This window comes from Paenibacillus sp. MZ04-78.2 (genome assembly GCF_024213375.1).
Lineage (GTDB): Bacteria > Bacillota > Bacilli > Paenibacillales > NBRC-103111 > Paenibacillus_G.
This window is the reverse complement of the sequence record NZ_JANAVJ010000025.1, coordinates 50466-69266: the sequence shown is the minus strand read 5'-3', so window position 1 is coordinate 69266 and position 18801 is coordinate 50466. Positions and strand designations below refer to the sequence as shown.

Sequence of the window (18801 nt, the reverse complement as noted above, 5' to 3'; positions counted from 1 at the left end):
TCGCATCCCATGGAAGCAGCTCATTCAAAGTCTGCTCAAACTCGATTTCACGACAAAGTCGGTCCACCAACACGGCGTGGCCTGAAGTATACGAATACGTTTTAAGCGGAGTATTCACGTGATCGCCTTCAGAGAAAAAACTATCCCCTTACATTCTCTGGAAGTCGGTGATTTCCCTTCAATAAATTTGATTTTCGCGCAGTTTCACCTGCGAAATGTGGGTTATATCGGTGTGTGCGCCATACCCCTGTGGACAATGTGCATAACTCTGTTGATAACTTCGCGAAAAATGTCGATAAACCGCGATACGATAGGCTTTTGGGCTGTGAGTATTTTATTAACGCCATGTTAATACTCGAATTTTCGAAATATTTCACCAACATGGCCAAGTTCGATTGACAGCGGGGAGCGGGGGATGATATATTCGAATTGTGAGCAATGCTTGCAGTTATTTGATAATGAAGGGAATGTTTTACATGCAAGGTAAAGTTAAATGGTTTAACGCAGAAAAAGGTTACGGTTTCATCGAGCGTGAAGACGGTGGCGACGTATTCGTACACTTCTCCGCGATCCAATCCGATGGCTTCAAAACTTTGGAAGAAGGCCAATCCGTTGAGTTCGATATCGTTGAGGGCGCACGTGGTCCTCAAGCGGCTAACGTCGTCAAGTTGTAATCATCCGGCCGGTTTCGGCCGCTCGTAATAGATGGTTATTGTTTGAACAATATTAGCGCGAACTTGATCACACCCTTGGGGAATCCAAGGGTGTTTTTCGTGCGCCCGGACCTTGTCAGAAAAAGCCAAAAGGAAACGCATACACAGTTGCCATAAATTGTCCAAATATTTTGTAAATTTTCCTCGAATTTTATGAAGGATTTTTGAAGGTGGGGAGTGAATATAGTATAATGTAAGTATGAAAGGAGGAGTCGCACATGAAATTCAACATTCGCGGTGAAAACATCGAGGTAACGGAAGCGTTGAAAGACCATGTCGAGAAAAAATTAGGCAGACTGGAACGCTACTTTGAAGCTCCCCCTACATCTGAAGTCAATGTCACTCTCAGCGTTGTGAAAGGCATGCAAACCGTTGAGGTGACGATTCCGCTCACGGGCCTTATGCTGCGGGCGGAAGAGAAGCACGCCGATATGTACGCAGCCGCTGATCTGGTTGTGGACAAGTTGGAACGCCAAATTCGCAAGGCCAAGACGAAAGCCAACCGCAAAATTCGCCTGAACGGTGGCATTAAAGATCTGTTCCGGATGGAACTGCCCGACACTTCCTATTCCCTGGAGGATGAAGAGGATTACGAATTGGTGCGGACGAAGCGTTTTACGCTGAAGCCGATGGATGTGGAAGAGGCAATTTTGCAAATGAACATGGTAGGCCATAATTTCTTCGTTTTCTCGAATTCCGATACCGCGCAAGTCAACGTGGTCTACAAACGCAATGACGGAAAGTACGGCCTCATCGAGCCGGCCAGATAATCCGTTCGAAGACTTAAGAAAAGAACCGAGCTTGTTCGAACGCTACAGCGGTGCGTCCAGTGATGCCTGCGCGTTCGGGCAGGCTCTTTTTTAGTAGATTCGGGAAATCGGGGCGGGTTTGTTGCGGTGAAGGACGCAAGCTGTTACAATTTAGGATAGGCTATGTTTTTTAATAAGGAAGGGGATTAGCAACATGCTAGGACTCGTTAAAAAAATATTTGGCGATTCGAATGAGCGCGAATTGAAGCGCATGTGGAAAGCCGTGGAATACATTAATTCTCTCGAACCTTCGATCGAACCGCTTTCCGATGAACAGCTGCGAGGCAAAACTGTAGAATTCCGTGAGCGCCTGGAAAAAGGCGAGGGTCTGGACGATCTGCTGCCGGAAGCTTTCGCCGTTGTGCGTGAAGCGTCCAAGCGCGTCTTGGGCAAGCGTCATTATGACGTGCAGTTGATCGGCGGTATGACGCTGCACGAAGGCAGAATAGCGGAGATGCGTACCGGGGAAGGGAAGACGCTGGTCGGTACGCTCCCGGTGTATTTGAATGCGCTCCTCGGCAAAGGCGTACACGTCGTTACGGTCAACGATTACTTGGCCCAACGGGACAGCGGCGAGATGGGCAAGATCTACGAATTCCTGGGGATGACCGTCGGGGTCAACCTGCCGAGCCTGTCGCATGATGCGAAGCAGCAGGCTTACGCTTGCGATGTTACCTACGGAACGAACAACGAGTTCGGTTTCGATTATTTGCGCGACAACATGGTCGTGTACAAAGAGCAAATGGTACAGCGTCCGTTGTACTATGCGGTCATTGACGAAGTGGACTCGATCTTGGTCGACGAAGCCCGTACGCCGTTGATTATTTCCGGACAAGCTGCCAAATCCACGGATCTGTATTTAATTGCCGATCAGGTCGTCAACCGGTTGGAAGAGGAAGACTTCACGGTCGACGAGAAGCTCCGGTCCGTTGCTTTGACCGAACCGGGAGTGGCGAAGGTGGAACGCGCCTTCGGTATCGAAAACTTGTTCGATCACGACCACGTGCAGATTAACCACCACATTCAGCAAGCGTTGAAAGCCCACATCATCATGCGCCGTGATGTTGACTATGTCGTACAAGAAGGCGAGATCGTAATCGTAGACGAATTTACCGGCCGTTTGATGACGGGCCGCCGGTATAGCGAAGGGCTTCATCAGGCAATTGAAGCCAAGGAGAAGCTGCAGGTGCAGAACGAGTCGATGACGCTCGCGACGATTACACTGCAGAACTACTTCCGGATGTATCGCAAGCTGTCCGGGATGACCGGTACGGCGAAGACGGAAGAAGAAGAACTGAAGAAGATTTACAACTTGGACGTTATTGTTGTCCCGACCAACAAACCGATGATCCGTAAAGACATGCCGGATGTCGTGTACAAGTCGGTGGCCAGCAAATTCCGCGCGGTCGTAAACGAAATCGTGGAACGGCATAAAAACAACCAGCCTGTGCTCGTCGGTACGGTATCAATCGAGAACTCGGAGCGGTTGTCCGAGATGCTGAAGAAGAAAGGCATTCAGCATAAAGTTTTGAACGCCAAATACCATGCGGAGGAAGCGGAAATCGTCGCACGCGCGGGTCAACCGGGCTCCGTGACGATCGCAACCAACATGGCCGGACGCGGTACGGACATTATGCTCGGCGATGGAGTACCGCAAGCCGGAGGTCTGCATATTATAGGTACGGAGCGGCATGAAAGCCGCCGGATCGACAACCAGCTCCGCGGTCGCTCAGGCCGTCAGGGTGACCCGGGTTCGACCCAGTTTTACTTGTCGCTGGAAGATGAGCTCATGCGCCGTTTCGGAGCGGAGAACATCATGGGCATGATGGACCGCCTTGGCTTCGAGGAAGACCAACCGATCGAGAGCAAGCTGATCTCTAAAGCGATCGAGTCTGCACAGAAGCGAGTCGAAGGCAACAACTTCGACGTACGGAAAGTCGTCCTCCAATACGACGACGTCATGAACCAACAGCGGGAAATTATCTACAAGCAGCGCCGCGAAGTAATCGAGTCCGAGAACATTCGCGACATCGTGCTTGGCATGATGATGCCGGTGATCGATCGGGTCGTCGAAGCGCATTGTCCGGCAGACCTCGTTCCGGAGGAGTGGGATTTGCAGGCAATCGTCGACTACGCGAACGGCACGTTCCTGCATGAAGGCCAACTGACCAAAGACGAGCTGTGGGGCAAAGAAAAAGAAGAGATCGTCGAATATATGCAAGATCTCTTGAAGCGTCTCTACGAAGAGCGCGAGCAGCAGATCGGTCTGGAGTTCATGCGCGAGTTCGAGAAGGTTGTCGTTCTTCGCGCCGTCGACAGCAAATGGATGGACCACATCGATGCGATGGATCAACTGCGTCAAGGGATTCATCTCCGGGCGTACGGCGGGACAGACCCGCTGCGCGAATACCAATTTGAAGGCTTCGAAATGTTCAACGAGATGATCCAGAGCATCCAAGAGGAAGTTTCGACGTACATCATGAAAGCTCATGTGGAGACGAACCTGGTGCGGGAAGCGGTAATCGATGAGCACGAGATGGCTACGAACGGCGAACCGGCGCCGAAGAAACCGGCAGTAAGCGAAGACCGGATCGGACGCAACGATCTGTGTCCTTGCGGCAGCGGGAAGAAATACAAACAGTGCCACGGCGTGTAGCTTTAATTGTCTGATGAGTCAACGGCACGGTAAATTTATAGGAAGCGGGAGGTCGGGGCGTCGCTCCGGTCTCCCTTTTCGGTAACAGGTGCAAAATTAACGGATAGAGGTGCTGAATCATGTTAGAAGCGGATGTAAAGCGGGATTTGCAAGAAACGGCCAAGCGATTGGCTGAGCTCAGGGGGTCTCTTTGACTTAGATCTGAAGCTGGAGCAGATCGCGGATTATGAAGAGAAGATGTCGGCGCCGGATTTTTGGGACGACAACGAACGGGCGCAGAAGCTGATTGGAGAAGCGAACGGGGTCAAAAGCGTAGTCGACGAGTTCCAGACGTTAGCTTCGGAATACGACGACCTCGAGGTCATGGCCCAGCTCATGCAGGAGGAGCAGGACGACAGCATGGCGGCAGAGATTGAGGCCGGGATCGCTTCCCTCGTCAAGAAGCTGGAGAACTTCGAGCTGCAACTGCTGCTCAGTCAGCCGTATGACCGTCTAAATGCGATTCTGGAGCTTCATCCGGGCGCGGGCGGTACGGAATCGCAGGACTGGGCGGAGATGCTGCTGCGCATGTACCGCCGCTGGGCCGAGAAGCGCGACTTCAAAGTCGAGGTGCTCGATTATTTGCCGGGCGATGAGGCCGGTGTAAAAAGCGTGACGCTGCTTATTAAAGGGTACAACGCTTACGGCTACTTGAAGGCGGAAAAAGGCGTACATCGCTTGGTGCGCATTTCGCCGTTCGACGCTTCGGGGCGCCGCCATACGTCATTCGTATCGTGTGATGTGATGCCGGAAATTGACGACGATGTGGAAATCGACATCCGTACGGAGGATCTCAGGGTGGATACGTACCGCTCCAGCGGAGCGGGCGGCCAGCACATCAATACGACGGACTCGGCGGTACGGATTACCCACATTCCGACGGGCGTCGTCGTCAGCTGCCAGACGGAGCGTTCGCAGATTAAGAACCGCGAGCGCGCGATGAAAATGCTCCGGTCCAAGCTGTACGAGAAAAAAATCGAGGAACAGCAAAAGCAGCTCGCGGAAATCCGCGGCGAAGTATCTGACATCGCATGGGGCAGCCAGATCCGCTCGTACGTATTCCATCCGTACAGCATGGTCAAGGATCACCGAACCCAAGAGGAAACCGGCAATGTCGGCGCGGTGATGGACGGCGATTTGGACGCATTTATCGACGCCTATTTGCGCCAGCAAATCAATAAGCCGGATAAAGAAGACGGCGCATCATAAAATGAAACAGGCAAGCTCATCCTACACGTTAGTAACGGCTTCGTATTTCGCTGGCACCGCCAACTCCCGAGGGAGGTTCGGCTCGGCCAGAGAAGAAGTCGAAACTGGCGTGTAGTTTTTTATGCAGGGGGAGAGCGGATGTCAGTAATCGAAGGCAGCGGAAGATCAAGCAGACGAATGGGATGGAAGGGGCGGGAAGCCGCTGCTTCGCCCCGCTGGCAGGGCTTGCTTAAGGAATACAGTCTCCTGCTCCTCGGTTCGCTCCTGATTGCAGTCAGCTTTAACGTATTTTTGAGCTCGAATCAAGTTGCATCGGGCGGGGTGACGGGCATCAGTATCATCGTTCAGACGCTGTTCAGCTTCGAGCCGGCCTATACCCAATGGGCCCTGAACATCCCGTTGTTTATTACCGGTACTCTGCTGCTGGGAAGGCAGTTCGGCGTCAAGACGGCGGTCGGGTCGGTGGTGCTCCCCTTTATGGTTTTGCTGACGCGCGAGCTTCCTTCCTTGACGGACAATTTATTGCTCGCCAGCATTTACGGCGGCATCTTCATCGGGATGGGACTGGGGCTTGTGTTTCGCGGCCGCGGGTCGACAGGGGGCTTGGATTTGGCCGCGCAGCTTATCCACCGATACACCGGCATCGGCCTCGGATTGTGCGTTGCGATGCTGGACGGGCTGGTTATTTTATCGGCGGGTATCGTGCTGTCCCCGGAAAAAGCGATGTACGCACTTATCGGGCTGTTTGTGACAAGCAAAACGATCGGTGTCGTGCAAATCGGATTAAATTACTCTAAAGTAGCGTTTATCGTCTCGTCGGTTTCGGACAAAATTCGGGAAGCGATTTTGCATGAGCTGGATCGGGGACTGACGGAGCTGGAAGCCAAAGGCGGGTACACCGGCCAAAGCCGTACGGTCTTGATGGTTGTGGTTGGGCAAACGGAAGTGACCCGATTGAAAACGTTGGTGCGGAAGCTTGATCCGGAGGCATTTGTCATTTTAAGCGATACGAACGAAGTGCTGGGGGAAGGGTTCAAGCTGATGGGCTCTGGAGCGGGCCCTTAGGAAGAGTACGGCGGCCGCAGGCGGTTGACTGCTTACAGCCACCCTATAGGTTCAATTGCCGGAGTACCTGACGAGACGGAAACACCGGAAGCGAATAAAAAAGTTCCGGCACTGGATAGAACACCGAAACGTCCACGTGTGAAAGACGCCGCATGCGGTCTGACAGCAGCGCCGGGCATCCCACAGCGAAACGCCTCAATATGAGAGACGTTTGACCGGCTAGCCGTCGGATGGCTCTGTAATTCTCTCCGGGTGTGAATAGACGTTGAATGAGCTACCACGAATAAAGCCGACAACGGTGATGCCCAGCTCGTCGGCAAGCTCGAGTGCGAGATCGGTCGGCGCAGACTTGGAAAGCAGCGTGCCGACGCCCATTTTGGACGTTTTGAGCAGCACCTCCGAGCTGACGCGTCCGCTGAAGGCGACGACTTTGTCTTTCATCGATAAGCGCTCGCGCAGGCAGTGGCCGAACACCTTGTCGAGCGCGTTGTGGCGGCCGATGTCGGTGCGGCGGACGAGCAGGCGCTCCGGGGAGCAGAGGGCGGCGTTATGCACCCCGCCTGTTTCGCGAAAGAGGTCCGAGCCGTCCTGCAGCTGCCGGACCAAGCCGATACATTGAGCTGGAGTAATCGTTCGCCGTGACATGACGGTCTTGGCTGTGCGTACATCGCTGCGAAAATAAAACTGCCGGCCTTTGCCGCAGCACGAGCCGATGAATCGCTTGGAATGGTCCGGGCTGCGGCCGCGCTCTGGGTGAAGCAGGCGGATTTGGGCCAAGCCCCGGCGAGGATCGACGGCAAGCCCGATCACCTCGTCCGCCGTTCGGATGACGCCTTCGGAGGCGAGAAAGCCGAACGTCAAGTCTTCCAGATCGGTCGGAGTGCAGACGATGGTGGCAAACTCCTCTCCGTCAAGCTCCAAAGTAAAAGGCCTCTCCGAAGCGATCCGATCGTTCCGGGCTTGAAGCTTTTCCCCGTCATAATGCCAGACGGTCCGGCTCGCAACCGAATGCTCCTTATCCATGGACCTCACCCACTTTCCGTCTCCAACTCTTCAATGCGCCGTTCCACGTACTTCGTATCCTTGAAAGCGTGGTAGGTCTCCGCTTTTTCCACGATGACCGTCGTATTGTATTCCGGAATGCCTGCGAACGGCTCATATACCCCTTTCGGGATCAGCACGTTCCCCTCCGGCCAATGGACTTCGATATTGCCTTCCTTCATGCGGTCCCATTTTACCCGGCCGTGAAACGCTCCGTACCGGTTGTAAACGACAATGGCGTCGCCTTCCCGAAGCTGAAATGTCCGCCCGTCCAGTTCGTTCATCAGCACATCGTACCGGTCTGCGCCGTTGAACGGATCGGTCTCGCTGTAGACCATCGAATTGAACTGCTTGCCCCGACGGGTCGTCACGTAAAAATGCCCCTCAGGCTTGCGCAGCTCGGGCAGCTCAATCGGCAGCAGCGTTCCCCGGCCATCCGGTGTCGGGCAAATGCCGCCTTCGCAAAGCCAGGCGCCGCCCCACTGAAACACGTCGCCGCGATGGCGCAAATGCTGAATGCCGTCGTAATTAGCTGCGGCCAGAGCAATTTCCTCCCGGATCGCGAAGGCGTCTTCGCAGCCGATCAAATGCTTTGTTTCTGGTTTGATGCGGGCGGCGAGATCAACGTAGATAGCCCATTCCGCCCGGGCTTCCGGCATCCGGGGCCCTTCGATCTCCGGCGAGAAGTACACCATTCGCTCCGTTGAGGTGGATGTCCCTCCGCCAGGCTGCTCGTAGCGGGTCATGGCGGGGAGGACAATGACCGTTTCTTTTGCATCAACCAGAGTCGATGTGTTCAGAATAATATCCTGATGCACGCGGAGCTCAACGCCCGAGAGGCAGCGCTCCACAAATTCCGGGTCCGGCATCGTTTCCAGAAAGTTGCCGCCGGACGTATAGAATACTTTGAGCCTTCGCTCGTGATCTTCCGGCAGCAGCGCATTTTCCAGCGATACGCCGACGATGTCCCCCTGCCATTTCGGCAGGGGAAAGTTCCACAGCCGCTCGATCCGCTCGATGTCACTGCCTTTGAACTCGCCGCCCGGCAGGCTGAACGGGTCGGCGCCCATCTCGCCCGAGCCCTGCACGCCGCTGTGGCCGCGGATCGGCATCAGGCCGCAATGCTCGCGGCCCAGAAACCCGCGCAGCAAGGCCAGATTGGCCACCTGCGAAATATTGTCCGTGCCGAAGCGGTGCTGCGTCAGCCCCATGCTCCACACGAATACCGCCGACTTTGCGGCAGCGAGCATCCGGGCGAATTCTCCCATGCGCTCGCGGGACAGGCCCGACGACGATTCGAGCAGCGTCCAGTCTTGGCGCATCACGTGGGCCCGCAGCTCTTCATAGTCGTTCGTATGCGCCTGGACAAAGTCATGGTCGACGGCCGAACCCGGATCGGCATCCTCCATTTCGAACCAATGCTTCATGACGCCGTTCATAAAAGCGATATCCCCGCCGATATGAACTTGGTAGAAGTCGTCTGTAAGCTTTGTGCCGAATAAAGCCGATTCCGCAATCGACGGAATCCAGTATTGGTCCATCGACGGCTCGTAGTACGGATTGATGACGATGATTTTCGTCCCTTTCCGCTTGGCTGCGTACATGTACTTCGTCGATACCGGCTGATTGTTCGCCGCCACACTGCCCCAGAAGACGAGCACGTCCGTGCCGATCCAGTCTTTGTAGCTGCAGCTCGAAGCTCCGATCCCGACGGACCGTTTCAAGGCCGTTTTGGACGGAGAGTGGCAGATGCGCGATGCGTTGTCGATATGATTCGTCCCAAGAAACCGCGCTACCTTGGCCGCGGTGTAATACGATTCGTTCGTGATGCCGCGCGCCGTCAAGTAGAAGGCGAGCTGCTTGGGATCGATGCTGCGGATTTTGGCGGCAATTTCGTTAAGGGCTTCATCCCATGTGATCCGGCTAAACCGGCGCTCGCCTTTGCGGCGAATGAGCGGATACGGCAGCCGTCCGAGCTTGCGCAGCGCGGTGCTGTCCATCCGGAGCAGCTCGTCGATATCCGCATGCAGCACTTCTTCCCGGATCGCCGGCATCGTGTTCAACCGCAGCACGTTGAGCCGGGTCGTGCACAGGTGCGGGCCGTTCAGCGTCTGATCGTACAGCCCGGAGACGCCGAGTGCGCAGCCGTCGCAGACACCCTGGGTCAAGATGCGGGCGGCGTAAGGGAGCTGATCGCGGTTGTCCCAAAATGCTTTGAACGTATCGCGGATATGCCGCGGCTTGATCCGGTTCAGGCCGAACGGCACCTTGCTGACCCACAGCGACGGATCGGGTCGGGAAGGGAGCGAGATGCGCCCGGTATGCTTCGTAGTGCCCATAGAGAGAAGACCACCTTTTCCTGAAAATGGGATAAAAAAAGCCGCAAAGATGCAGCTTACGATTTCCGAACAGTTGCGGAAGACGGGAGCGGATCTGTTGCGGCGGTTAGTCTTGAGCAGATCCGCTGCCAAGTGCCAACGGCACATATACAATTATAAGTGCTGGGGAAGGCTGTCCGCTTGCTATACAAATTTGCCGCACGCTGAATTTCTTGACGGGGGATAGGTTGCCCTCCATCCCACAGATGACCCAATGCTTGCAGAACGTCGTGCGAATCTCCAGCGGGCCTCGCCCATAGGACGTTTGCGAAACGCTTTCAATAGATCGCCGAAATCGGCCTCTGCCTTGTTCATTTGGAACAATCCGTTTACGGCGACCTTTTTGCTTCATAAATTTTATCATGGGGGAAGCTTCTGTTCAAGATGGTCCGGCATACGACGTACGCCTTGCCTTCAATACAATGAAAAACGCGTGGCGGCAGCGAGCTTTCCACCCAGGCGGACAGCGGGACCGGACGACGGATAAGGGAAAAATTTCGTTGAATTATTATGCTTCCGAATGTATAATAATACATAGTTTTCACGTGGAGGGACGGAACATGACTACGAAATTAAGAGCAGCGATCGTCGGGTCAACCGGCTATGGCGGAGTGGAGCTGATCCGGCTTTTGCTGGCGCATCCGAAGGTGGAGATTACCTCGGTAATTTCCTCCTCGAGCGCCGGAGCGCCGATTGCGGACGGTTACCCGCATTTGAACCAAATTTTGACGGACCGGCTGGATGCGGTCGATGTCGAGCTGATCCGAAGCAAAGCGGACGTCGTCTTCCTGGCAACGCCGCATGGGGTCAGCACTGAGCTGTCGCCGAAGCTGCTGGATGCCGGGCTGAAGGTCATCGATATATCCGGCGATTTCCGCCTGCAATCGGGCGATGTATACGAGACATGGTATAAACATAAGCCGGCTGATCCGGAATATTTGAAGAGAGCCGTTTACGGGCTATGCGAAGTGTTCGGAGAAGAAGTGCGGGGGAAGGACTTCATTTCCAATCCGGGCTGCTATCCTACGGCCACGCTGCTTGGTCTGGCGCCGCTTGCTGCAACCGGCTGGATCGATCCAAAGTCGATCATCGCGGACGCCAAGTCGGGCGTATCGGGCGCGGGACGCGGTCTCAGCCTGCTCGTGCACTATTCGGAGATTAACGAAAACTTCCTGGCTTATAAAGTGAACAAGCATCAGCATACACCGGAGATCGAGCAGGCGCTGAGCCGGATTGCCGGAGAAGAAGTCGTAATGACGTTCACGACGCATTTGGTGCCGATGACGCGCGGTATTTTATCTACGATTTATGTGAATCTCACAAGCCCGCGGAGCGAGGACGATATTCGCGAGCTGTACCGTCAATATTATGAGGGACGCAAGTTCGTGCGCATCCGGGACAAGGGGAAATACCCGGCGACGAAGGAAGTTTGGGGCTCGAACTACTGCGATATCGGGCTGTCGCTCGATTCGCGCACGGGGCGCCTGACGATCGTGTCGGTTATTGATAATGTAGTCAAAGGCGCGGCCGGGCAAGCCATTCAAAACTTGAATTTGATGATGGGCTGGGATGAAGCGACGGGTCTCGCTTTCACTCCGGTATATCCATAACGTAAGGGAACAGGTGAAGAAAGCGATGTCGACAAAAGTTAACGATGCGTTTACGGTGGTGCCGGACGGCTCCGTGACGACGCCCAAAGGGTTTCGTGCGGGTGGGCTGCACTGCGGCTTGAAAAAAACGGAGCGCCACGATCTCGGCGCCATTGTGTGCGAGGTGCCCGCAGAAGCGGCAGGCGTCTATACGCTGAACCAGTTTCAGGCGGCTCCCCTGAAGGTGACGCAAGAGAGCATTGCGCAGGGCGGCAAGCTACAGGCGATGCTGGTGAACAGCGGCAACGCCAATGCCTGCACGGGTCAACAGGGCGAAGACGATGCGCGCGCGATGCGTGCGGCGGGCGCCAAAGCGTTCGGCGTAGCCGAGCATCTGGTCGGCGTGACGTCCACGGGCGTGATCGGCGAGCTGCTGCCGATGCCGAAGGTGCTGGGAGGCATCGAGAAGCTTCCGGCGGCGGTAAGCACGGACGGCGGGGACGACTTCTGCCAGGCGATTTTAACGACCGATCTGGTCAAAAAAGAAATTTGCGTTCGCGTGACGGTTGGCGGACGTACCGTGCACATTGCCGGGGCGGCGAAGGGGTCGGGCATGATCCATCCGAACATGGCGACGATGCTCGGGTTTATGACGACCGACGCAAACATCGAAAGCGCCGAGCTGCAAGAGCTGCTGAACGACGTCACCGATTCGACGTTCAACATGATTACCGTCGACGGCGACACGAGCACGAACGATATGGTTGTCGTCATGGCAAGCGGACTGGCAGAGAACGAGCGCTTGACCCCGGAGCATGCGGACTGGGCGGCGTTCAAGGCCGCGTTCAATCATGTGGGCGAGTACTTGGCCAAGGCGATTGCACGGGACGGCGAAGGGGCGACAAAGCTGATCGAGGTCACGGTGGTGAATGCAGATTCGCGTGAAGCGGCACGGGCGATTGCGAAGACGGTCATCGGCTCGAGCCTGGTGAAATCCGCTTGCTTCGGCGCCGATGCCAACTGGGGACGCATCATTGCGGCGGTCGGCCGCGCAGGGCATCCGGTGAAAACGGAAGCTGTCGACATCCGCCTCGGCGACATCGTCGTGCTGGAGCAATCGCGTCCGGTGAAGTTCGACGAGGAGCGGGCTGCGGAATACCTGAAGGGCGATTTCGTGCTCATCCATATCGACCTGCATATGGGCGAAGCGACGGCGACGGCTTGGGGCTGCGATTTGACCTATGATTACGTGCGAATCAACGCGGCGTACCGGACGTAGCCTGTAGCACGGCAAATAAGGCGAAAACAAACCACCCGCAACCCCGTGTTGCAGACCGGTGAAACGATAAAGGGGAACGGTTCGGATGAGCAATTGTTTTGTGATGAAATGCGGCGGCAGTACACTCGCGGCGCTGCCGAAGCTTTTTTTCGACGATTTGAAGCGGCTGCAAGCGGAAGGCATCATTCCCGTCATCGTGCACGGCGGCGGTCCGGCGATCTCGGACACGCTCGGCAAGCTGGGCATTGAGTCCGAATTCGTGAACGGCCTTCGCAAAACGAACGAAGCCGTACTTGATGTGGTCGAAATGGTACTGGCTGGACAAATTAACAAAGAAATCGTCCGCAAAATCCAGCTTTCCGGGGCGAAAGCGCTCGGCTTGTCCGGCGTTGACGGACATCTGATCGAGGCGGCACCGGTGGCGAACGCGCACGAGATCGGGCTTGTCGGCGACGTGACGCAGGTGAATGCGGAGCTTGTGCAGGGCATCGTGGCGATGGGCTACATCCCCGTCATCGCGCCGGTCGGCATCGGAGCCGACGGCGGTCAACGCTACAACATCAACGCCGATACGGCGGCTGGCGCTGTGGCATCGCACCTGGGCGTGGAGCGGATGATCGTTGTGACGGACGTACCCGGCATTATGAAGACCGTGGACGGCGAGAAGCGGGTTCTGCCCTCGGTCACCGTTCGTGAGATCGACGAAATGATCGCCAGCGGCGAAATTTACGGCGGCATGATTCCGAAAGTACGCGCAGCGGTACAGTGTATTCAAGGCAAGGTGCGCGAAGTCGTCATCGTTAACGGCGCAGAGCCGGAAGTGCTCAGCCGGGCGCTGAAGGACGGCGGAATCGGCACCCGCATTGTGAAGGAATAAATTGTATTCATTTTAAATGATCCGAGACAAAGGAGTGAACGACATGGGAGAGGCTCAAAGCGCATTGTTTCCGAACTACGCACGGTATCCTTTTACGTTTGTGAAGGGGGACGGCAGCCGTCTGTGGGATGAGCATGGCAAGGAGTATCTGGATTTGATGTGCGGGCTGGCGGTGACGAACCTCGGGCATGCGCCGAAGCAGGTGACTCAGCGGCTGAAGGAGCAGGTTGATACGCTCTGGCATACGAGCAACCTGTTCCACATTCCGAACCAGGAGAAGCTCGCTCAGCTTCTCGTGGACAACAGCTGCGCCGATGCGGTGTTTTTCTGCAACAGCGGAGCGGAGGCGAACGAAGCGGCGATCAAGCTGGCGCGGCGCTATTTCAACAAGGTGCTCGGCCAGCCGCAGCGCTACGAGATCATTACTTTCGATATGTCGTTCCACGGCCGTACGCTGGCTACGCTGACGGCAACGGGACAGGATAAAGTGAAAGAGGGCTTCGCGCCGCTGCCGGAAGGCTTCGTCTACGCGCCGTACAACGCCACGGACGCTTTGGAGAAGCTGATCGGCGATCAGACGTGCGCGATTATGCTTGAGCTGGTGCAGGGCGAAGGCGGCGTCAATCCGGCGGACCCTGCGTTTGTGAAGCGGGTAGCGGAGCTGTGCAAGCAGCACGGGCTGCTGCTCATTCTGGACGAGATTCAGACCGGTATGGGACGGACGGGCAAGTTGTTTGCCTATGAGCATTACGGCATTGAGCCGGATTTGTTCACGCTGGCCAAAGGGCTGGGCAGCGGCATGCCGATCGGCGCGCTGCTCGGCAAAGCGAAGCTGCGCGAAGCGTTCGCAGCCGGAAGCCACGGCACCACGTTCGGCGGGAACTACTTGTCTACCGCGGCGGGAATTGCAACTGTAGAGACGATGCTGGCGGAGAAGCTGCCGGAGCGCGCGGCGGAGCTGGGCGGTTACATTATGAGCGAGCTGCAAACGAAGCTGGCGGACAATCCGCTGGTAGGGCAGATCCGCGGGCTCGGGCTGCTGATCGGCATCGGTTTGACCGTGCCAGCGGCGGAGCTGATCGCGGAAATTCACGGGCAGGGCGTGCTCGTCGTAGCGGCAGGACCGAACGTGATCCGTTTGGCGCCGAGCTTGTTGATCTCGAAGGAAGATTTGGATCGCGGGCTGGAGACGATCTGCAGCGTACTGGCGAAGAAAGCCGCAGCTGCTGTCTAGGCTGACAAAGAAACGCATACCGAAAGGGGAGACATCCATGGCGGGAACGGCACAACAAGATTTGGCGGTTCAGCTCAGAGGGCGCGATTTTATCGGCTTGGTCGACTATGCGCCGGAAGAGATTCAATATTTGATCGAGCTCGCGGTCGAGCTCAAGAGAAAGCAGAAAGCAGGCGAAGCGTACCAGCCGCTCAAAGGTAAAACGCTTGGCATGATTTTCGAAAAATCGTCCACGCGGACGCGGGTATCGTTTGAGGTAGGGATGTATCAGCTTGGGGGGCATGCGCTGTTCCTCAGCAAGAACGATCTGCAAATCGGGCGCGGCGAATCGATTCACGATACGGCGCAGACGCTGTCGCGTTATTTGGACGGCATCATGATCCGCACCTTCGCGCACCGCACGGTCATCGAGCTGGCGCGGGCGGCAACGGTGCCGGTGATTAACGGGCTGACGGATTTGTCCCATCCGTGCCAGGCGCTGGCGGATTACCAGACGATTTATGAGAAAAAAGGCCGTCTGCAAGGGCTCAAAGTGGCCTATATCGGCGACGGAAATAATATGGTACACTCCTTATTGATGGGCGCGGCCAAGCTTGGCGTCAATTTCGCCGTTGCGACGCCGGAAGGCTACGAGCCGGACAGCGAAGTGCTGCGTCAGTGCAATGAAAGTGCTGCCAAAATGGGAGCAACCATTTACGTGGGAGCCGACCCGAAAGAAGCGGTGGCGGATGCGGATGTCATTTATACGGACGTATGGGCCAGCATGGGCTTCGAGGCGGAGCAGAAAGAACGGGAGATCGCGTTCAAAAACTACCAGGTCAACGACGAGCTCGTGAAATATGCAAAAAAAGATTTCTTGTTCATGCACTGTTTGCCGGCGCACCGCGGGGAAGAAGTGTCCGAAGGGGTCATCGACGGACCGAACTCCGTCATCTTCGATCAGGCTGAAAACCGGCTGCATGCGCAAAAGGCAGTCATGGCAGCGATCTTGTAATATTCGGAAAGCTTACAATTAAAGGAGAGCGGGAACTACATGGCAAAGCAAAAAATCGTATTGGCCTACTCCGGCGGCCTCGATACGTCAATCATTCTGAAATGGCTGAAAGATACGTACGATGCCGAGATCATCGCTTTTACCGCGGATATCGGACAAAAGGAAGAGCTGGACGGCTTGGAGGAGAAAGCGCTGAGCACCGGCGCCTCCAAAGTTTACATCGACGACCTGCGTGAAGAATTCGCCCGCGATTTCATTTATCCGATGTTCCAGTCGGGCGCGCTCTATGAAGGACAATACTTGCTCGGCACCAGCATCGCGCGGCCGCTGATCGCGAAGCGCATGGTCGAAATCGCGCGCGCGGAAGGCGCTACGGCGATCGCTCACGGCGCAACGGGCAAGGGCAATGACCAAATTCGCTTCGAGCTGACGGCTGCGGCGCTGACGCCGGAGATCGAGGTCATCGCGCCTTGGCGTCTGGAGCAGTTCCGCGAGCAGTTCCCGGGCCGGGCCGAGATGATTGCTTACGCCGAGAAGCACGGCATTCCGGTCACCGCTTCGGCGGCCAAGCCGTACTCGATGGACCGCAATCTGCTGCACATCAGCTATGAGAGCGGCGTACTCGAAGATCCGTGGTTCGACGCGAGCGCACCGGAAAACAAAGACATGTATCTGCTGAGCGTGGACCCGGAGGATGCCCCGGACCAGGCGGAATATGTCGAGCTGGAGTTCGAGCAGGGGAACTGCGTGGCCGTGAACGGCGAGCGTATGATTCCGTTGCAGGCGATGGAGAAGCTGAACGAGTTGGGCGGCAAGCACGGGATCGGCCGCGTCGACATGGTGGAGAACCGCTTCGTCGGCATGAAGAGCCGCGGCGTGTACGAAACCCCGGGCGGCGCCATTCTGTTCTCCGCTCACCGCAAGATGGAATCGCTCACGATGGACCGCGAAGTCATGCATCTGCGCGACTCGCTCATCTCGCGTTACAGCTCGCTTGTGTACAACGGCTTCTGGTTCGCTCCGGAGCGGCTTGCGCTGCAGGCGCTCGTATCCGAGAGCCAGAAGAACGTGAGCGGCACGGTGCGCCTCAAGCTGTACAAAGGCAATGTGATCGCCGCTGGCGTCAAGAGCCCGGTCAGCTTATATAACCCGCACATTGCGACGATGGAAGCCGATCCGACGCAAGCGTACAACCAAGGCGATGCGACAGGCTTCATCCGTTTGAACGCGCTGCGTTTGCGCGTCGCTTCCGGCGTCGAGCAGAACGCGGCGAAATAAATGGCGGCAGGCGAGAAGCTGGCCATCATCAGCCTGTACTACTACGAGCCTTAGGGTTTTCCGTCAGCGGGAAGCCCTAAGGCTGTGTATACCGGGCAGCACTCATTCGGAGCATAGGATATCGAAAAAGGGGGACGCTGATATGTCCAAGCTGTGGGGCGGACGGTTTACGAAAAAGACGGACCAACTGGTCGAAGAATATACGGCGTCGATCCTGTTCGACAAGGAGCTGGCCGAGGAGGACATTCAGGGCAGTTTGGCGCATGTGACCATGCTGGGCAAATGCGGCATCCTTCCGGCAGACGACGTGGAGAAAATTAAGGACGGTTTGCTGAAGGTGCAGAATGTGATTCGCCGGGGCGAAATGGAATTTTCCATTAGCGACGAAGACATTCATATGAACATCGAGAAGGCGCTGATCGACGAGGTGGGCCCGGTCGGAGGCAAGCTGCACACCGGCCGCAGCCGCAACGATCAGGTGGCTACGGATATGCATTTATGGCTTCGCAAACGGGTCGTGGAATTTGTCGGTCTGCTGAATAAGGTGCAGGAAGCGCTGATCGGACAAGCGAAAGCCAACCTCGATACGATCGTGCCGGGCTACACGCATTTACAGCGGGCGCAGCCGATATTGTTCGCCCATCATTTGATGGCGTACGTGTCGATGTTCCAGCGCGACATTGAGCGTCTGCAGGACAGCTACAAGCGCGTGAACGTACTGCCGCTGGGCGCCGGGGCGCTGGCCGGGACGACGTTCCCGATCGACCGTCACTTCGTGGCGGAGCAGCTCGGCTTCGACGGCGTGTATGAGAACTCGCTGGACGCGGTAAGCGACCGCGATTTCATTCTGGAGTTCCTGTCGAACGCGGCGACGATTATGATGCACCTGTCGCGCCTCAGCGAGGAGTTCGTGCTGTGGTCCAGCACGGAGTTCCGGTTCATCGAACTGGATGACGCTTTCTGTACTGGCAGCAGCATTATGCCGCAGAAGAAAAATCCCGACGTTGCCGAGCTTGTGCGCGGCAAAACGGGCCGTGTCTACGGCAATCTGTTCGGCCTCCTGACCGTGCTGAAATCGCTGCCGCTCGCTTACAACAAGGATATGCAGGAAGACAAAGAAGGGATGTTCGATACGGTTCGCACCCTGCAAGGCGCGCTGCAATTGTTCGCGCCGATGGTCAGCACCATGAAGGTGAACAAGGACCGGATGCGCCAAGCCGTCAACCAGGACTTCTCCAATGCGACGGATATTGCAGACTACTTGGTGAACAAGGGAATGCCGTTCCGCCAAGCGCACGAAGTCATCGGCAAAACCGTACTTTACTGCATCCAAAATCAAAAGTATTTGCTCGACCTGAAGCTGGAGGAATTCCACCAATTTTCCAAGCAGTTCGATCAGGACATCTACGACGTGCTGCAGCCGGAGAGCGTCGTCAACGCCCGCAACGTCTACGGCGGTACCGCCGCGGTGCAGGTTAGTCAAGCGATCGAACGGGCGGAAGCCGTTCTGGCTGGCTCGTCGGCTTGGTTCGAGGAATATTTCGCGAAAAGCAGGTAAGCAAGGCAAGTCAAAACCCCCACACGCAGAAAGGGCGGCTCCACCAGCCGCACTTTCAGACGGAGTGGGGGTTTCGCGCGTC

15 protein-coding genes are annotated in these 18801 nt (G+C 56.4%); 12 read left to right on the top strand and 3 right to left on the bottom strand.

What is annotated here, in order from left to right; all coding sequences use genetic code 11:
- Positions 1–476 precede the first annotated feature (476 nt).
- The 5 genes from NLX71_RS17300 to NLX71_RS17280 all read left to right on the top strand — a co-directional run bounded on the left by NLX71_RS17300 (position 477) and on the right by NLX71_RS17280 (position 6491).
- The gene (locus NLX71_RS17300) at positions 477–674 is read left to right on the top strand and encodes a cold shock domain-containing protein (RefSeq protein WP_090674339.1); all 198 of its coding nucleotides are present in this window, start codon (positions 477–479) and stop codon (positions 672–674) included.
- A 257-nt stretch (positions 675–931) separates the two neighbouring features.
- Positions 932–1483 carry a ribosome hibernation-promoting factor, HPF/YfiA family gene (gene hpf, locus NLX71_RS17295; RefSeq protein ID WP_254365050.1) on the top strand — a complete coding sequence of 184 codons (552 nt, stop codon included), beginning with the start codon at positions 932–934 and terminating at the stop codon, positions 1481–1483.
- 193 nt (positions 1484–1676) lie between these two features.
- Positions 1677–4178 (top strand): preprotein translocase subunit SecA, encoded by a 2502-nt coding sequence (gene secA, locus NLX71_RS17290; RefSeq protein ID WP_254365049.1) that lies wholly within the window; start codon positions 1677–1679, stop codon positions 4176–4178.
- Positions 4179–4297: 119 nt separating this feature from the next.
- Positions 4298–5426, top strand: a protein-coding gene (gene prfB / locus NLX71_RS17285; protein ID WP_254365048.1) for a peptide chain release factor 2 whose coding sequence is annotated in 2 segments (ribosomal slippage) — positions 4298–4369 and positions 4371–5426 — 1128 coding nt in all. Because the reading frame shifts where the segments join, the coding sequence is not laid out codon by codon here.
- A 138-nt stretch (positions 5427–5564) separates the two neighbouring features.
- Entirely contained in the window at positions 5565–6491 is a 927-nt protein-coding gene (locus NLX71_RS17280) for a YitT family protein (protein ID WP_375377936.1), read from the top strand.
- 219 nt (positions 6492–6710) lie between these two features.
- On the opposite strand, the gene fdhD is transcribed toward NLX71_RS17280, so the two are convergent.
- The 3 genes from fdhD to NLX71_RS27090 form a co-directional block, all read right to left on the bottom strand.
- Positions 6711–7514: a formate dehydrogenase accessory sulfurtransferase FdhD gene (gene fdhD, locus NLX71_RS17275; RefSeq protein WP_254365047.1), complete on the bottom strand. Its 804-nt coding sequence runs from the start codon at positions 7512–7514 to the stop codon at positions 6711–6713.
- A gap of 5 nt (positions 7515–7519) precedes the next feature.
- Positions 7520–9871, bottom strand: a complete 2352-nt coding sequence (locus NLX71_RS17270) for an FdhF/YdeP family oxidoreductase (protein ID WP_254365046.1) — start codon at positions 9869–9871, stop codon at positions 7520–7522.
- A 106-nt stretch (positions 9872–9977) separates the two neighbouring features.
- Complete coding sequence (locus NLX71_RS27090) at positions 9978–10262, bottom strand: Na-translocating system protein MpsC family protein (protein WP_375377937.1); 285 nt, start codon at positions 10260–10262, stop codon at positions 9978–9980.
- A 208-nt stretch (positions 10263–10470) separates the two neighbouring features.
- Between NLX71_RS27090 and argC the strand changes: the two genes are divergently transcribed.
- From argC to argH, 7 genes are all read left to right on the top strand, one after another.
- Positions 10471–11520 carry an N-acetyl-gamma-glutamyl-phosphate reductase gene (gene argC, locus NLX71_RS17260; RefSeq protein WP_254365045.1) on the top strand — a complete coding sequence of 350 codons (1050 nt, stop codon included), beginning with the start codon at positions 10471–10473 and terminating at the stop codon, positions 11518–11520.
- Positions 11521–11545: 25 nt separating this feature from the next.
- A complete protein-coding gene (gene argJ / locus NLX71_RS17255) occupies positions 11546–12778 on the top strand; it encodes a bifunctional glutamate N-acetyltransferase/amino-acid acetyltransferase ArgJ (protein ID WP_254365044.1) in 1233 nt (410 codons plus the stop codon).
- An 85-nt stretch (positions 12779–12863) separates the two neighbouring features.
- Entirely contained in the window at positions 12864–13655 is a 792-nt protein-coding gene (gene argB / locus NLX71_RS17250) for an acetylglutamate kinase (protein WP_010496831.1), read from the top strand.
- A gap of 43 nt (positions 13656–13698) precedes the next feature.
- Entirely contained in the window at positions 13699–14889 is a 1191-nt protein-coding gene (locus NLX71_RS17245; RefSeq protein ID WP_254365043.1) for an acetylornithine transaminase, read from the top strand.
- A gap of 37 nt (positions 14890–14926) precedes the next feature.
- Positions 14927–15883 (top strand): ornithine carbamoyltransferase, encoded by a 957-nt coding sequence (gene argF, locus NLX71_RS17240; protein ID WP_090674326.1) that lies wholly within the window; start codon positions 14927–14929, stop codon positions 15881–15883.
- Between the two features lie 39 nt (positions 15884–15922).
- Positions 15923–17161, top strand: a complete 1239-nt coding sequence (locus NLX71_RS17235) for an argininosuccinate synthase (protein WP_254365042.1) — start codon at positions 15923–15925, stop codon at positions 17159–17161.
- Between the two features lie 142 nt (positions 17162–17303).
- Positions 17304–18719 (top strand): argininosuccinate lyase, encoded by a 1416-nt coding sequence (argH, locus tag NLX71_RS17230; protein ID WP_254365041.1) that lies wholly within the window; start codon positions 17304–17306, stop codon positions 18717–18719.
- Positions 18720–18801 lie beyond the last annotated feature (82 nt).